Origin of the sequence: Jeotgalicoccus coquinae (genome assembly GCF_014207425.1) — a bacterium.
In the GTDB taxonomy this organism is placed as follows: Bacteria; Bacillota; Bacilli; order Staphylococcales; family Salinicoccaceae; genus Jeotgalicoccus; species Jeotgalicoccus coquinae.
This window is the reverse complement of sequence record NZ_JACHFF010000001.1, coordinates 831,850-847,812: the sequence shown is the minus strand read 5'-3', so window position 1 is coordinate 847,812 and position 15,963 is coordinate 831,850. Positions and strand designations below refer to the sequence as shown.

Genomic DNA, 15,963 nt, shown 5'->3' with positions numbered 1-15,963 from the left:
TCCTAAACGTGAATTGCGATACCTTCGGCATCGAGTCCGATTTCTTTAATAATTTCCCCGACAGATGGATGAGCGAAAACTGCACTGGATAATTCAAGTGCCGATGCATCCATAAATTTCGCAAGCGACAGCTGGTTAATCAGTTCAGTCGCATTGGCGCCGACAAGCGACGCGCTGAGAATATCTCCTGACGGTGAGACATTTAATTTAATAAAGCCTTCCCCGCCATCTTCAATTACTGCTTTTGCGATTGCAGAAAGCGGTAATTTATGTGTTTTAAATTTTGTATTTTGTGCTTTCAGCTGCTCAGTGGTAGGACCAATGGAGGCAACTTCCGGTGATGTATACACACATCTGGGTACATTGCTGTAGTTCAGAGTAAGAGGATTGTTATCAGTAATATGTTCTGCTGCAATTAAGCCCTCTTCTATCGCTGCGTGTGCAAGCTGCGGTGATGACGTCACATCGCCGATTGCGTAAATATGTGATTCTTTCGTCTGCTGGAATTCATTCACTTCCACTACACCGTTATCCACTTTAACTTTCGTGTTCTGCAGGCCGAGTTCATCCGTGTTCGCTTTACGCCCGATTGCAACGACTGCTTTATCGAATACAGCTTCTTCAGCACCTATTGTCAATGACACGCTGTCATCTTTAATACTGACACCTTCACTTGAAAGTTTAACACCCGTGTGGATTGTTACGCCACTTTCAGCAAGTGACTTTTTAACAGCCTGTGCAACGTCTTTGTCTTCCGTCGGCAGAATCTGTGCTGCTGCTTCAATAATTGTAACGTCTGCACCAAATGCATTAAGCACAGTTGCGAATTCCACTCCGATGACACCGCCGCCGACAATTGCAATTTTTTCAGGGATTTCTTCCAAATACATTAAGTCGTCACTCGATAAAATCACTTTGCCGTCAAATGGCATGAAAGGCAGTTCTGCAGGTTTTGATCCGGCAGCAATAACGACGAAATCATTAACGAGTATTTCACTCTCTTTTTCCTCATCTTCATAGCTGACGCTGACAGCACCTGCAAGCGGTGAGAATAATGACGGACCGAGCACAGTTGCCGTTCCTTCATAAACATCCACTTTATTTTTGTCGAGAAGGTATTTAATACCATTCTGCATTTTATTGACAATCTCGTCTTTACGCCCGATAATCTTCGCCATTTCGAACGACGGTTCCTGAGGTGTAATACCGTACAGATCCGCATTCTTCATAGTGTTGATGACATCAGCACTCTTTAAAAAGCTTTTTGTCGGAATACATCCTTTATTTAAGCATGTACCGCCAAGACTGCTTTTTTCCACAACCGCGACCTCATGGCCGAGCTGGCTGAGTTTAATCGCAGTGACGTAACCGCCGGTGCCTCCGCCGATAACTACTGTATCGTAATTTTTAGTCATGTGAAACCTCCGCTCTGTATGTCTTAAGCAATGTTCTGTCCTGTTCTATCGTATATGCACCGTAAGCCAGTGCTTCCATTTCAAGCTCGCCCGGATAAACCGTAATCGGTGCAAGGAATGAAATATAAGGTTTAATTAAGTCCATTACGTATTCGCTGCGGCTGACCCCGCCGGTAAATATAATCTGGTCTACCTGGCCGTGAAGTACCGCGGCTTTCGCTCCGATTTCCTTGCCTATCTGGAACGCCATTGCTTCCAGCACTTCTGCACTGTGAGTATCGCCTTTTTCTACAGCTGCAACAATATCACGGACATCTTCAGTATTTAAATGAGACAGCAGGCCGCCCTGTTTTGAAATCAGTTTATTAATTTCCTGATGCGATAAATTATGTCTGTCCAGATACTTCAGCAAACCGTTGACGGGAAGACTGCCTGCGCGTGTCGGACTCATCGGACCGTCACCGTTCAGACCGTTATTTACGTCAATAACACGTCCGAGATGGTGTGCACCGACTGTAATACCCCCGCCCATATGAATAACGATTAAATTTAAATCTTCATAATTCTTATTGATGCCGGCTGCATATTTTCTCGCTACTGCTTTTTGGTTCAGTGCGTGAAAAATCGAAGTGCGCCTGATGCCTTTAATACCTGTATACTGCGCCTGAATACACAGTTCATCTACAACAACCGGATCTGTAATAACAGCTTCGATATCGTAGTCTCCTGCGAATTCCGCTGCGAGAATGCCGCTCAAGTTTGAAGCGTGGTCACCGTATTTACCTGAAGTTAAATCATCAAGCATGTCTTCGTTAACTAAATACGTGCCGCCCTCAACCGGCTGCAGCAGACCGCCGCGTGCTGCGACGATACTTATTTCTTCAGGTGCAACTTTGGAATCTTTCAGAAATTGAATGATTGTTTCATAGCGCACTGACTTCTGCTCGTTAATCCCCCGGCTGATTAGCCCCTTATCATGGGAGTAGGTCTTAACTATATGGCAATTTAAATCCCGGAAGAGCGCAACTTTAGTTGTCGTGCTCCCGAGATTCAATACAAGTATAAACTTTTCCATTACTATTTTCTTCCGGAAAGGATGTTTTTATCAGTTTGAGTGTATACGCTCTTCACATTCTGAATTGCTTTAATGCGTGATTCCGCCATATGGTCTGCAGCATGCTGCGGTGAAATGTTTTCTTCTTTCGCAATCGTGAAGATTTTGTCGATCTGGTTGTATACTTCTTTAACTTTCGCAGTTGCGCGTTCTTTGTTGTAGCCTTCAAGTTCATCTGCAACGTTAATTACGCCGCCTGAGTTAACTACATAGTCCGGTGCGTAAACGATGCCCGCATCCTGCAGCATCTTACCGTGTTTTTCAATGTCCAGAAGCTGGTTGTTCGCACTTCCGCAAATTGCTTTAACTTTAAGCTGAGGAATTGTCTCGTCGTTTAAAATACCGCCAAGTGCACAAGGTGCAAAGATATCAGCGTCAACGCTGTAAATCTCGTCAAGACCGACTGCTTCTGCTCCGAAGTCGTCCACTGCGCGCTGTACTGCAGCTTCGTTAATATCAGTAACGATTAATTCCGCACCTGCTTCGTGCAGATGTTTACATAAGCTGTAAGCTACGTTTCCTACACCCTGCACAGCTATTCTCTTACCTGTTAAGTCATCGCTGCCGAATGCTTCTTTAGCTGTACGCTGAGTCGCTACGAACAGTCCAAGTGCTGTGAACGGGCTCGGGTTGCCGCTTGAGCCGTAAGCTTCGCTGACACCGCACACGTAATCAGTTTCCTGATAAATATAGTCCATGTCTTCAACAGTTGTGCCGACATCTTCCGCTGCGATGTAGCGTCCGCCAAGGTTATTGATATAACGTCCCAGTGAACGGAAGAATGCTTCAGATTTGTCTTTTGAAGCGTCGCCGATAACGACTGCTTTACCGCCGCCGAGGTTAAGACCTGCAGCCGCATTTTTATATGTCATGCCTTTAGCAAGACGAAGTACGTCTGTGATTGCGTCTTCTTCACGTTCGTAGTTCCAGAATCTGATTCCGCCGAGTGCCGGTCCAAGTGTCGTATCGTGAATACAAATAATCGCTTTAAGTCCGCTTGCTTTATCCTGGCAGAAAACTAACTGTTCGTAATCGCCCTGTTCCATTTCAGTAAAAATCATATTAAACATCCTCCTGGTTGTGTTCCATCATTTTAATTGCCAATTTAATTGAATTATACTTCTCTTCTTTTGAATCTGCACGTGAAGTGAGTACGAACGGAACTTTAAGTCCTGTAATCATACCTGCCACATGAGCGCCGGCCGTAGTTACCAGTGCTTTATACAATATGTTGCCTGCATCGATGTGCGGCATAATCAGAATATCCGCATCGCCTGCTACGGCAGAATCGTAACCTTTAATTTCTGCAGCTGATTTTGACATTGCAAGATCGTACTGCATCGGCCCGTCAATTATTGCATTTTTAAAATTATGGGCCGTTACTATTGTATCATTTGTGACGGTAGAAGCTATTTTCTCATTCACTTTTTCGACTGCAGACAGCAGTGCGATTTTTGGTTCTTTAATACCGAGACGGTGTGCTGCGGTAATTGAGTTCTCTATTATTTTAATTTTAGTTTCTGTATCCGGATTAATATTCATCGCTGCGTCGCTGATAATTACCGGTTTATGGTAATTCGCCAGACTGAACAGTGCAACGTGTGACAGCAGTTCCTGATCCAGCAGTTTCAATTCTTTATTTAATACTGCTTTTAAAATTACACCTGTGGATATCAGACCTTTCATCAGGACATCTGCACCGCCGTCTGAAATAAACCGGCCGGCTTTCTGTGCTGCGTCTGAATCATCCGCACTATGGTGAATGGTTACATTATGTATTTTGTAATCATAGTTCAGTTTTTTGAACATCTCTGTTAATGTCTGTTCGTCATCAAAAAGATGCCATGCTGTACCGGGTTCCTGTGCCGTCTCGATGACCAGTTCAAGCAGGTCTTTTGAGGCCGCTTTGACGAGTGCTATTGATGCCCGGGTGCTGGAATTTACTTTTAATGTTTCATCAAAATTCATGAATTCGCCTCCTCAGGATTATTATACAATATTTCGGATAATTACATTTGCCGGACACTCTTTGAAAGCCCTTACAAAAAGCATACAATTATTTTTACTAAAAGAAAAGCGTATTAAAAATGTTTAAGTATTAAGAATATTTCAACGTGTTATTTCATAGATGTTTCATAAATTATAAATTTTACTTTCTTCACTTTGATGTATAATATATTTAGAAATGATTATAGGAGAATTACTATGCTGAAAATAATCGCTTTAATAATACTCGTCATTCCCGGAATTATAGCGGGAGTTGGAATAAAGCTGATGCGTGACAGTATATTCGGTATCGTTATCGATCCGTTTACATACACTGCGCTGCAGTTTTTTGCCGGTCTGATTATGACGGCACTTGGAATTTGGTTTATCGGGGGCTATCTCCTCTACCGCGAACGTAAAAATAAACGTGCCCAGGAACGTTTTATGAAACAGACAAAAAAATCCGGTGAAGATTAATCTTCACTGGATTTTAGCAATTCTGCAGCATTTAATCTTGCGGCTTCAGTAATTTTCGAGCCGCTGATCATGCGTGCAATCTCTTCAATTTTATCTTCGTATTCCAAATAGAACGCGGTTGACTGTGTCCGTTCGCCTTCGGTGTTCTTCTCAACATGCAGAAGATGATCGGCAGTAGCCGCCGCCTGCGGCAGATGTGAAATCGCCAGTACCTGGCGCTGTTTGGATAACAGTTTCATCTTCTCTACCATGCGTGCAGCAACCTGCCCGCTCACACCTGTATCAATTTCATCAAATATTATCAGCGAGTCACTGTCAAATTCTGAGAAAATTGTCCGGAGTGCCAGGCTTACGCGCGACACTTCCCCGCCGGAAGCAATTTTATTCAGCGGTTTTAACGGTTCGCCTTTGTTTGTTGCAATTAAAAACTCAACATCGGTAAAACCGAGCGCATTAAAGTGCGATTCTTTTAAGCTGATTTCAAACTGCACATTCGGCATTTCGAGCTCGCTCAGTTCACGGCGCAGTTTACTCTCAAGGAAATGCTTGCGCTCTCCGCGGTACTTATGCAGTTTCATCGCGGACTGCTCCATTTTCTCATAGAGTTCTTTCTGCTCTTCTTCCAGTCTTGTAAATGACTGTGAAATGTTTTCAAGGTCATCGATATCTTCCTGCAGTTCCTGCTGAAATTCAATCAGCCCTGAATAGGTTTTAGTGAATTTGCGTTTCAGCTGGTTAAACTGATTTAAACGCGATTGAATCGCATTCAGACGTTCCGCATCGTAATCGATTGATGACAGATCATTCGACACGTGCGAATTCAGTTCAGTTAAAAGATAATATGCATCCATCAGCGTATCTTTGTAAGATGTATATGACTCGTCAAACTTAGTCACGGTATCGAGCGACTGATTAATATTATAAAGCATACCCTGCGGCGGATATTCGCTGACGAGCAGCGCTTTAATCTGGCTGAGTGCACCGTGAATATTTTCGTAGTTTGATAAAAACTCAAGCTCATTTTCAAGCTCTTCCTCTTCATCCTCTTTCAGCTCGAGTGCCGACAGTTCGGCATGCTGCATTTTTAACAGCTCGAGCTGTGTCAGACGGTTGCGGTCTTTATACTCAAGTTCTCCAATACGCTGTTTAACAGACTGGTATGCTTCGTAATGTTTCTGATAGTCGGTAAATATAGTTTCCCCCGCAAGACCGATATAGCGGTCCAGATATTCAATCTGTTCACTCATTTTTAATACTTCAGCCTGCGAGGACTGAGAGTGAATAGATAAAACAAGTGACATAATCTGTTTTAAATTATTCAGCGTGACCATCTGATTATTAATTTTAATCAGACTTTTGCTGCTGGCCATGACTTCACGTCTGACAATATACAACTCATCTTCTTCAATACCGAGTGAGCTAAGCATACTGCTGAGTTTTTCACTGACGGGAAAATCAAAGACGCCTTCAATGACAGCACCGCTGCTTCCGTAACGGATATCATCTGCTGATGCACGGCGTCCTTCCAGGTAACTGACGGCTTCAATAATTTTAGATTTTCCGGCACCTGATTCACCGGTAAACACGGTCATTCCTCTGGAGAAATCCTGTTCAACATTTTCAAGTACGGCAAAATTCTGCACACTTAATCTGAGCAGCACATTAAACACCCCGGTTAAATAAGATTAAAAATTCGATCCTTAATTAATTGCTGTGATTCTTCATCGCGGCATATTAACAGACATGTGTCATCTCCGCAAATTGTGCCGACAACTTCTTCCCATTCAAGCTGATCGATAATCGCACCGATTGACTGCGCATTACCCGGCAGTGTTTTTAAGACGAGCAGATTTTCTGTAAAATCCAGTTTTACAAAACTGTCCATCAGATAGCGGCCCAGTTTTTCGAGCGGATGGTACTGTCGGTCTTTCGGCATGCTGTAAACATATTCTCCGCCCGGTGACGGGACTTTAATCAGCTGCAGCTCTTTTATATCTCTTGATACTGTAGCCTGAGTGACATTGAACTTGTGGTCTATAAGTTTATCTACAAGCTCTTCCTGTGTCTCGATGCGGTTATTCGTAATGATTTCCCTGATTTTAATTTGTCTGATTGATTTATTAGACATTAAAATCCCCCCTTTATAAATGTAACGTTGAATATTTATTCATTATACTATCATACGGCGTTCAAATTGCATAGCAAAAACAAAGACATCAGCCGTACACGACGGTTTTGATGTCCTTGTCTGTTAATGCATATTCAGTTTCACTGCCGGTCAGATAAAATAAATATTCTATATTTCCTTTAGTTCCGGTAATGGGAGAGCGGTCAACTGCAGCAGGATTAAGACCCAGTAATCCGCATTCCTTCAGCACGCGCTGAATCACCTGGTAATGCGTATCGGGGTTCGTAATAATACCGCTGTCTTCACGTTCTTCAAGATAGCTTTCAAACTGCGGCTTAATTAAAGCGGCAATTTCTATTTCGTCTTTAAACAGAGATTTTATGTGACGGAGAATCGGCACGATCGATGTAAAGGATACATCGATTGAGATGACTTCCGGCAGCGGATCGAAGTTTTCGATAACTGTGTCTTTAAAGTTCGTCTGTTCCATTACACAGACACGCTCATCGATACGGAGCTGGTAGGCAAGCTGATTCGTACCGACATCGACAGCATAGACGTATTTCGCCCCATGCTGCAGTGCGCAGTCGGTAAAGCCGCCTGTTGAAGAACCGATATCGAGCATTACTCTGTCTTTTACATCCAGTCCGAATGAATCGATGGCATGTTTTAGTTTTAATCCGCCTCTTGAGACAAACTGTTTCACGTTTTTAAATCTGACGTGGGCTTTGTCCGGCGCAATTTTATCCGAGGCTTTATAGACAGGTTCATTATTATTCAATACTTTCCCTGCCATGATTAATTTCTTTATATCGTCAATTGAACCGACATTGAAATGTTCAAAAATATATTCATCGATTCGTATTTTTTTCATGCGTTTCCCCTGTCAGCTGTTTCGTCCGGAGTACAATGTTTTCTGCTGTAATACCGATATCACGGAGCAGCAGATCCACATCACCGTGCTCGATATATTCGTTATCGATGCCGAGACGCTGAATTTTATTCGTGTACAGCTGATCATTCATATAAGTTGAAATCATGCTGCCGAGTCCGCCTGCAAGCATTGCTTCTTCAATAACAAACACTGGAATGTCACTGTCGCCGAGCGCGTTAAGCATACCGTTATCAAGCGGCTTGATAAAGCGTGCATTGATAACTTTAACTTCAATGCCTTCTCTGCTTAAGTTTTCTGCAGCTTCCATAACAGTCTGAAGCGTTGGACCGTAAGAAATTAATGCAGCATCTGCACCTTCACGGAGCACTTCCCAGCTGCCGATTTCAAGCGGACCGCGGTCTTCTGTCATATCGATGCCGTACACGTTGCCCCGCGGATAACGGATCGCCATCGGACCCGGTGTTGCAAATGATAAATCAATCATCATTTCAGCTTCTTTTTCGTCTCTCGGCATCATCAGAGTGATGTTTGGCAGCGGAGCGATAAAGCTGATGTCGAATACACCCTGGTGTGTTTCACCGTCTGCACCGACAAGACCGCTGCGGTCAATACCTAATAATACATCGAGATTCTGTCTGTCCACGTCATGAAGCAGCTGGTCGTAACCGCGCTGTAAAAACGTCGAATAGATTGCAAGATATGGTTTCATACCTGCAGCCGCCATACCTGCTGCCATTGTAACGGCGTGCTGTTCCGCAATGCCGGTATCAAAGAAACGTTCAGGCAGTTCGTTTTGGAATTTAGTCAGTTTGCTGCCGACAGGCATAGCCGGTGTCATTGCGACGATAGATTCATCTTTATGAGCGCGGTCGAGTACAGTGTTCGACATGAATGCACTCCACGATTCGGTTTTCTTCGTGCCGAGTACTTCGCCAGTATCGATTTTGTACGGTCCAAGACCATGCCAGATACCAAGTTTATCGTGTTCTGCAGGATGATAGCCTTTACCTTTTTTAGTAATCACGTGAATAATGACCGGACCGTTATATTCTTTGGATGTTTTAATTGCAGCACCGAGATCTTCGAAGTTATGACCATCGACCGGACCGATATATTTAATGCCGAGCTCTTCAAAGAAAATGCCGTCGACAAACATATATTTCGTACTGTCTTTAAAACGGTCAGCAAGGTCGCGAAGCGTTGTGCCGACCTGCGGCAGACGCTCGATAAACCCTTCAGCACCGTGTTTAAATTTGTTGTACTGTGTGTTCGTTCTCATACGTCCGAGCATGTTATGAAGGGCCCCGACGTTCGGAGCGATACTCATTTCGTTATCGTTTAAAATAATCGTCATGTTCGTCTTATCGCTGCCGATATGATTTAATGCCTCAAGGGCCATACCGCCGGTTAATGCGCCGTCACCGATAATCGGGACAACGTGATTTTTTTCACCTTTTATATCACGCGCTTTTGCAAAGCCCATCGCTGCTGACAGCGACGTCGATGAATGGCCCGCTTCCCATACATCGTGTTCACTTTCGCGCATTTTTGGAAATCCGCATAAACCTTTATATTGTCTGAGCGTTGCGAAATCCGCACTTCTTCCCGTTAAAATTTTGTGAATATATGCCTGATGCCCTACATCGAAAATCAGTTTGTCCGACGGTGAATCAAAGTACTTATGAAGTGCGATTGTCAATTCAACAACACCTAAGTTTGCTCCGATGTGGCCGCCTGTTACTGCACATGACTCGATGAGAAATTCTCTTATGTCACTTGCTAGTTGTACGAGCTCTTCTTCATTTAAATTTTTCAAGAATGCAGGCTCGTCAATACTATATATATTCATATAGCAACCACCTTTAATTTTACTAATAATAATTATAACACTTTAATCATCGGACCAAAAAGAAAAATGATAATTCATACTGACATATGAATTATCATTGATCTCTTTCAGCAAACATCTGAACGATTTTACGTAATCCCGCTGTCGATATTAACTCATCCAGACTGTTAAGGATGCTGTTTGCCTCACTGACTTTTTTGGCTAATGCTTCTTTCGCTCCGTTCAGTCCAAGTTCACTGATATAAGTTACTTTACCTTTTTTGGCGTCACTGCCTGTATTTTTACCTGTCAGTTCAGGATTACCTTCAAGGTCTAAAATATCATCTTTAATCTGGAACAGGACACCGATGACTTCGCTGAATTTTTCCAGACGTTCTGAAATCTCAGGTGCTGCCTGGGCAATAATACATGCTGACAGTACCGGTGCTTTAATCAGTGCGCCGGTTTTATACGCGTGGATTGATTCCAGTTCTTCGAGCGAAGTTTTACGGTTTTCCGCTTCAATATCAAGCATTTGTCCACTGATCATGCCCGACTGTCCGCTTCTGTTTGAAATAGTTTCAACGAGTTTAATTCTGACTTCTGCAGATAAGTTTTTATCTTTAGCAATCACATTAAAGCTCTCGTTAAGCAGATTATCTCCTGCAAGAATTGCAGCCGCTTCGCCGAAAACGATATGATTCGTCGGCTTGCCGCGTCTTAAATCATCATTGTCCATAGCAGGCAAGTCATCGTGAATAAGAGAATACGTATGAATCATCTCTATCGCAGACGCTGCACTGATACCCTTTTCAATATCTGTATCAAGTGCTTCAAGCGCAGTAAATAACAGCAAAGGACGCAGTCCTTTACCGCCGGCTTCAATAGAATATTTACTCGCATTGTAAATCGTCTCGGAATGCTGATATGTTTTAAGATGATCCAGAATGTTTTCCCTGACTTTATCGATGTAAGATATATTATTCTTCATCATTGTCAGTATCCTTATTCAGTTCTTCAACTTTTAACTCTGCGTTTTTCAGTATGTTGTCGCACTCCTGGGAAAGTTTAATACCTTCCTGATAAAGTTCCAGCGACTTCTGAAGGGATACTTCCTCTTCATCAAGTGACTTAACGATTGTTTCCAATCTCGTCATTTTCATTTCAAAAGTCTGATCATTTTTAGTCATCTGTATTCACCTCTGTCACTTTCGCGCTGACTGTGCCCTGATTAAATGATGTTTCAATCACATCGCCAACTTTTAAGTTTTTTGCTTCTGTGACTATTTTATTATTAAACGTAGTATAAGAATAGCCTCTTTTTAATATCTGCACCGGGCTGACTGATTCCAGCACATTAATATTGCCTGCAAGACGTTCTGTTTTCCGGTCGAGTACTGTTTTCATCCGGCGTTTAAGTTCATCTTCCATTCTCTTTTGCTCCTGTTTTGAATCTCTGATACGCGGTGCCGGATTGTTATATGACAGTGCCGCCGTATTTCTGTCGAGCAGATGACGGTGCTGCAGCAGCGATGACGACATATAATTGTCGAGTGTCATCGTTAAATCTCTGAGCTTTTCAGTCTGTTCCGTATATAATAAATTCGGATTTTTAAATTTATAGTAGTCCGCTAAACTTTCCAGGTGCTTTTTGGAACGGTCAATTTTAGACATTATCAGACTGTCGAACTGTCTGTGCAGTTCACCGAGACGGAGATTTAAATCTCTGATATTCGGCACTGCCTGTTCTGCAGCAGCAGTCGGCGTCGGAGCACGTAAATCACTCACGTAATCGACCAGTGTACTATCTGTCTCATGACCGACACCTGTAATAACCGGTGTATTCATATTAAATACCTGAAGGGCAACTTCCAGCTCGTTAAACGTCCAGAGATCCTCTATAGAACCCCCGCCGCGTGCAAGGATGACAGTATCCACACCAAGCCTGTCCGCGCGGCTCAGATTTGTCAGCACACTTTCCTGACTGCGTCCGCCCTGTACGTATGTATTTAATAAAGTCACCTTAACGAGCGGATATCTCCGCGTTAAAGTGGTTATCATATCTTTAATTGCCGCACTCGTACTGGACGAGACGATGGCAATATGTTCCGGGAAAGCCGGGATCGGCTTTTTATGCTCCGGATTCAAATAACCTTTTTTCTTCAGCAGTTCTTTATTCTGCTCCAGTTTTAAAAACAGCTGGCCAATACCGTCAATCTGCATTTCTTTTACGTAAATCTGGTATTGTCCGCGGGCTTCGTACAGAGTAATGTTGCCGGCCAAAAGCACATTCTGCCCTTCTTCGGGTTTGAAATTCAGCTTTTCAGCATCGTATCTGAACATGACCGCACTGATGACAGACTTGTCATCTTTTATAGAAAAATATATGTGGCCGTTCGAATGATGTTTCACATTCGACAGCTCACCTTTAAGAAAGACCCGTTGCAGGTACGGGTCTTTTTCAAATTTATATTTAATATATTTTGTTAAGGACTGAACTGATAAATACTTTGTACTATCCATTTTTACCTAACCTTCATTCTGCACGGCAAAGTTCTTCAGTACCCCGTTTACAAAACGGTGGCTGTCTTTGTCACCGTAATTTTTTGCGAGTTTGATTGCTTCATCGATAACGACCTTTACAGGTGCGCCGTGACTTTGCAATTCACTTACCGCGAGGCGTAATATATTTCTTTCCACTTTTGATATACGTTCAATCGTATATCCTGTTAAGTAACGGCTGATTTCATCATTTACTGTTTCCTGGTTGTGAATGTAGTAATCGACTACCGACTTAACAAATGTTTCAGTCTGATACACTTCGTAAAAACGTGCATCTTTCAGCTCAACGACGTTTTTGTCTGTCTGAAATAACAGCTGAAATGCTTTCTTGCGTTGTTCATGTCTTTTCATGCTTACACCTAAACCTATCTATTAACTTATTTAATAATATTGACGATGTGCACGTTAGTTTCGTTAACTGTGACTTCGAGCATATCATTTACAGCTTGTTTAACATTTTCCTGAATACGCTCAGCTACGCTGTGAACGTTCCGGTCGGTTGATAATACGACGTAAATCGCAATGTGAATCTGATCATCTTTCGTCTCGACTTTAACACCGCGACCACGGAATTTCTTCCCAATCTTTTCGATATTACCACTGGCAAAATTATTTTGCAATGAGTGAACGCCTTTAGTTTCTTCAACCGCAATACTCGCGATTACTTCAATGACTTCACTGGAAATTTCGATGCTGCCCAAATTTGTATTATGATTTTGTAAAATCATATAATCACCTCACTGTTTTATTATATCATGTGATGCGGGTAATATTAAATGGTTTACTGAATGGATTTATAAACATTTCAGCACGTTCAAAAATAGTAAAACTGCTGTTTTTGTTATTTTAAATATATGTCTATTTGCGGGTTTAGTCAATTAGATTGGGAATCCCCGGGTGAGTTTAAAAATTCCCCGCTTTGTTTATTGCCGGTCTTTTGAACATTTTTCACTTCATCGTTATACACTTCAAGGAAATTATTCATTGGTCTTAGTCCCCTTCATTCGGGTTTAATAATCTCTACCCTAATTTACAGAGGATAAAAACCGTCTCTCTATTCCGCATAGGAATAAAAAGACGGTTGAATTTTCTACTTCATAATATCCTGCTCAGCAAGAAAGTTAGTATTGTAGTTATTATTCAGGAACGCTTCGTTTAACAGTATGTTCTTGTGGAACGGAATTGTCGTATCGATTCCGCTGATCTGGAACTCATCCAGTGCGCGTTTTGCTGTTTGGATTGCTTCTTCACGGTTTTTACCGTGGACAATCAGCTTGGCAATCATTGAATCGTAATACGGCGGAATGACATAGCCTGCATATGATGCAGTGTCCATTCTTACTCCGAATCCGCCGGGCTGAAGGAATTCTGTAATCTTTCCTGCAGACGGCATAAAGTTTTTATACGGGTTCTCAGCGTTTATTCTAAATTCAAATGCATGGCCTTCAAATTTAATGTCTTCCTGTTTATAAGGAATTTCTTCATGCATCGCCACTTGTATTTGTGATTTCACAAGGTCAACACCTGTAATCATTTCTGTTACCGGATGCTCAACCTGAATACGCGTGTTCATTTCCATGAAGTAGTATTTATGGTCGTTAAGGTCATAAATGAATTCAATCGTACCGGCACCGATGTAATCGATGCTCTTCGCAGCTCGTACAGCAGTTTCTCCCATTTCACGTCTCGTCTGGTCACTGATTACCGGACTCGGCGCTTCTTCCACGAGTTTCTGCATACGGCGCTGGACTGTACAGTCACGTTCTCCAAGATGAACAACGTTGCCATGGTAATCTCCAAGTATTTGAATTTCCACATGGCGGAAGTTTTCAATATATTTCTCGATATAAAGACTCTTATTGCCGAATGCACTTTCAGCTTCCTGCTCGGTTAATTTATAGTTCTGAGTCAGCTCAGCTTTATCGCGTGCGACTCTGATACCTTTACCGCCGCCGCCGTGGCTTGCTTTAATAATAATCGGATAGCCGATTTCCTCAGCAATTTCATAAGCATCGTCGAGTGATTTAACGACTCCGTCGCTGCCCGGTACTGTCGGAACGTCCGCTTCGATCATCGTTTTCTTCGCCACGTCTTTAACACCCATCAGAGAGATTGTTTCAGACATCGGTCCGATAAAGATCAGGCTCGATGATTCACACATTTCTGCGAAATCACTGTTTTCAGCAAGAAACCCGTATCCGGGGTGAATTGCATCACAGCCCGTGGATTGTGCAATCGTAATAATACCGATCATATCCAGGTAGCTGTCTTTTGAAAGTTTTGGTCCGATGCAGTAAGATTCTGTCGCTAGTTTCCGGTGTAAACTATCCTTGTCTGCTTCAGAGTATATACTGACAGTTTCGATTCCAAGTTCGTGACATGCACGGATGATGCGAACCGCAATTTCTCCGCGGTTTGCGATTAAGACTTTTTTAATCATCGTAATCTGAATAATGGCTGATTGTATTCAACCATATCTCCGTCGTCTACTAGAATCTCTGTCACTTCACCGGATACATCTGCCTGAATTTCGTTGAATAATTTCATTGCTTCCAAAATACAAACAACAGATGTGCTTGATACTTTGTCCCCTACTTTAACGTAAGCATCCGCTTCTGGTGACGGCGCTTTGTAGAACGTGCCGACCATTGGCGCTCTGACAACGAGACCTTCGTCTTCAGGCTGAACTTCTTTAGCCGGAGTGTGAGGCACCTGCGGTGCGTTTTGTGTATGTACTGTCTGCGGCACCTGTGTAACAGCCGGTGATAAATCTCTTTTCAGTTTAATATCCACATCTTTGTCTTTATAAGAAATCTCAGTAAGCGATGCACGCTCCATTTTTTCAATTAAAGAATCGACTTGTTCTAAATTCATTAGTTTTACTCTCCCATAAAATAATATGTACTACATTTTACATAGGTGGTCATACCAATTCAAGTATTAATTAAGAGCAGTATTTTATTACTGCTCTTTAACTGTAATTACGCTCTCGAAACGTAAGAACCTTCATCAGTGTTAACAACCAGAATATCTCCCTGGTTAACGAATAAAGGCACCTGAAGTGTAATCCCTGTTTCAAGTGTTGCTGATTTAGATGCACCACTTGCAGTGTCACCTTTAATTCCCGGTTCAGTTTCTGTTACTTCAAGCTCAACAGTTTTCGGAAGTTCTACTCCGAGTGTTTCGCTTCCGTACATCATAATTGATACAGGCATGTTTTCTTTAAGGAATTTTAATTCGTGCTCAAGCTGATCTGCAGGAATTTCGATCTGCTCGTAAGTGTTGTTGTCCATAAATACATAGCTGTCGCCGTCTGCATATAAGTACTGCATCTTCATGTTGTCAATTTGAGCTCTGCCGACTTTCTCGCCCGCTCTGAAAGTTTTTTCCTGGATAGCGCCGTTACGAAGGTTTTTTAATTTACTGCGTACAAATGCCGCACCTTTACCCGGTTTAACGTGCTGGAAGTCCATTACTCTCCAAATGTTGCCTTCTACTTCTACTGTAAGTCCCGTTTTAAAATCGTTTACTGAAATCATGTTTTTTTCCTCCTGGTAA

The 15,963-nt window shown here is 42.5% G+C and carries 17 protein-coding genes; 1 reads left to right on the top strand and 16 read right to left on the bottom strand.

Features of this window, described 5'->3' with window-relative positions; all coding sequences use genetic code 11:
* Nucleotides 1-2: 2 nt before the first annotated feature.
* The 4 genes from lpdA to HNR41_RS04155 are packed head-to-tail and all read right to left on the bottom strand — an operon-like array spanning nt 3 to nt 4,497.
* The gene (gene lpdA, locus HNR41_RS04170; protein WP_184282022.1) at nt 3-1,415 is read right to left on the bottom strand and encodes a dihydrolipoyl dehydrogenase; all 1,413 of its coding nucleotides are present in this window, start codon (nt 1,413-1,415) and stop codon (nt 3-5) included.
* Nucleotides 1,408-2,490, bottom strand: a complete 1,083-nt coding sequence (gene buk / locus HNR41_RS04165) for a butyrate kinase (protein ID WP_184282020.1) — start codon at nt 2,488-2,490, stop codon at nt 1,408-1,410. The genes lpdA and buk overlap by 8 nt, the downstream gene beginning before the upstream one ends.
* 2 nt (nt 2,491-2,492) lie before the next feature.
* The gene (locus HNR41_RS04160) at nt 2,493-3,590 is read right to left on the bottom strand and encodes a Glu/Leu/Phe/Val family dehydrogenase (RefSeq protein ID WP_308807839.1); all 1,098 of its coding nucleotides are present in this window, start codon (nt 3,588-3,590) and stop codon (nt 2,493-2,495) included.
* 1 nt (nt 3,591) lies between these two features.
* Entirely contained in the window at nt 3,592-4,497 is a 906-nt protein-coding gene (locus HNR41_RS04155) for a phosphate acyltransferase (RefSeq protein ID WP_184282016.1), read from the bottom strand.
* A gap of 237 nt (nt 4,498-4,734) precedes the next feature.
* Here HNR41_RS04155 and HNR41_RS04150 point away from each other — a divergent pair, with 237 nt between their 5' ends.
* Nucleotides 4,735-4,992, top strand: a complete 258-nt coding sequence (locus HNR41_RS04150) for a DUF2627 domain-containing protein (protein WP_184282014.1) — start codon at nt 4,735-4,737, stop codon at nt 4,990-4,992.
* Here HNR41_RS04150 and recN read toward each other — a convergent pair.
* The 12 genes from recN to efp all read right to left on the bottom strand — a co-directional run bounded on the left by recN (nt 4,989) and on the right by efp (nt 15,944).
* On the bottom strand, nt 4,989-6,653 hold the full coding sequence (gene recN, locus HNR41_RS04145; protein ID WP_184282012.1) for a DNA repair protein RecN: 1,665 nt from the start codon (nt 6,651-6,653) through the stop codon (nt 4,989-4,991). The genes HNR41_RS04150 and recN overlap by 4 nt on opposite strands.
* A 14-nt stretch (nt 6,654-6,667) precedes the next feature.
* Entirely contained in the window at nt 6,668-7,120 is a 453-nt protein-coding gene (gene ahrC, locus HNR41_RS04140; RefSeq protein ID WP_184282010.1) for a transcriptional regulator AhrC/ArgR, read from the bottom strand.
* 88 nt (nt 7,121-7,208) lie between these two features.
* Nucleotides 7,209-7,994 carry a TlyA family RNA methyltransferase gene (locus tag HNR41_RS04135; RefSeq protein ID WP_184282008.1) on the bottom strand — a complete coding sequence of 262 codons (786 nt, stop codon included), beginning with the start codon at nt 7,992-7,994 and terminating at the stop codon, nt 7,209-7,211.
* Complete coding sequence (gene dxs, locus HNR41_RS04130) at nt 7,972-9,864, bottom strand: 1-deoxy-D-xylulose-5-phosphate synthase (protein ID WP_184282007.1); 1,893 nt, start codon at nt 9,862-9,864, stop codon at nt 7,972-7,974. The genes HNR41_RS04135 and dxs overlap by 23 nt, the downstream gene beginning before the upstream one ends.
* A gap of 94 nt (nt 9,865-9,958) precedes the next feature.
* Nucleotides 9,959-10,837 carry a polyprenyl synthetase family protein gene (locus HNR41_RS04125; RefSeq protein WP_184282004.1) on the bottom strand — a complete coding sequence of 293 codons (879 nt, stop codon included), beginning with the start codon at nt 10,835-10,837 and terminating at the stop codon, nt 9,959-9,961.
* Complete coding sequence (xseB, locus tag HNR41_RS04120; RefSeq protein WP_184282003.1) at nt 10,824-11,033, bottom strand: exodeoxyribonuclease VII small subunit; 210 nt, start codon at nt 11,031-11,033, stop codon at nt 10,824-10,826. Before xseB ends, HNR41_RS04125 begins: the two co-directional genes overlap by 14 nt.
* Nucleotides 11,026-12,366 carry an exodeoxyribonuclease VII large subunit gene (xseA, locus tag HNR41_RS04115; protein ID WP_184282001.1) on the bottom strand — a complete coding sequence of 447 codons (1,341 nt, stop codon included), beginning with the start codon at nt 12,364-12,366 and terminating at the stop codon, nt 11,026-11,028. Before xseA ends, xseB begins: the two co-directional genes overlap by 8 nt.
* Nucleotides 12,367-12,372: 6 nt before the next feature.
* On the bottom strand, nt 12,373-12,756 hold the full coding sequence (nusB, locus tag HNR41_RS04110; protein ID WP_184281999.1) for a transcription antitermination factor NusB: 384 nt from the start codon (nt 12,754-12,756) through the stop codon (nt 12,373-12,375).
* 26 nt (nt 12,757-12,782) lie between these two features.
* Nucleotides 12,783-13,133 (bottom strand): Asp23/Gls24 family envelope stress response protein, encoded by a 351-nt coding sequence (locus HNR41_RS04105; protein ID WP_184281997.1) that lies wholly within the window; start codon nt 13,131-13,133, stop codon nt 12,783-12,785.
* Between the two features lie 362 nt (nt 13,134-13,495).
* The gene (accC, locus tag HNR41_RS04100) at nt 13,496-14,842 is read right to left on the bottom strand and encodes an acetyl-CoA carboxylase biotin carboxylase subunit (protein ID WP_184282871.1); all 1,347 of its coding nucleotides are present in this window, start codon (nt 14,840-14,842) and stop codon (nt 13,496-13,498) included.
* Entirely contained in the window at nt 14,842-15,279 is a 438-nt protein-coding gene (gene accB / locus HNR41_RS04095) for an acetyl-CoA carboxylase biotin carboxyl carrier protein (RefSeq protein WP_184281995.1), read from the bottom strand. Before accB ends, accC begins: the two co-directional genes overlap by 1 nt.
* A 107-nt stretch (nt 15,280-15,386) precedes the next feature.
* On the bottom strand, nt 15,387-15,944 hold the full coding sequence (gene efp, locus HNR41_RS04090) for an elongation factor P (protein ID WP_184281993.1): 558 nt from the start codon (nt 15,942-15,944) through the stop codon (nt 15,387-15,389).
* Nucleotides 15,945-15,963 lie beyond the last annotated feature (19 nt).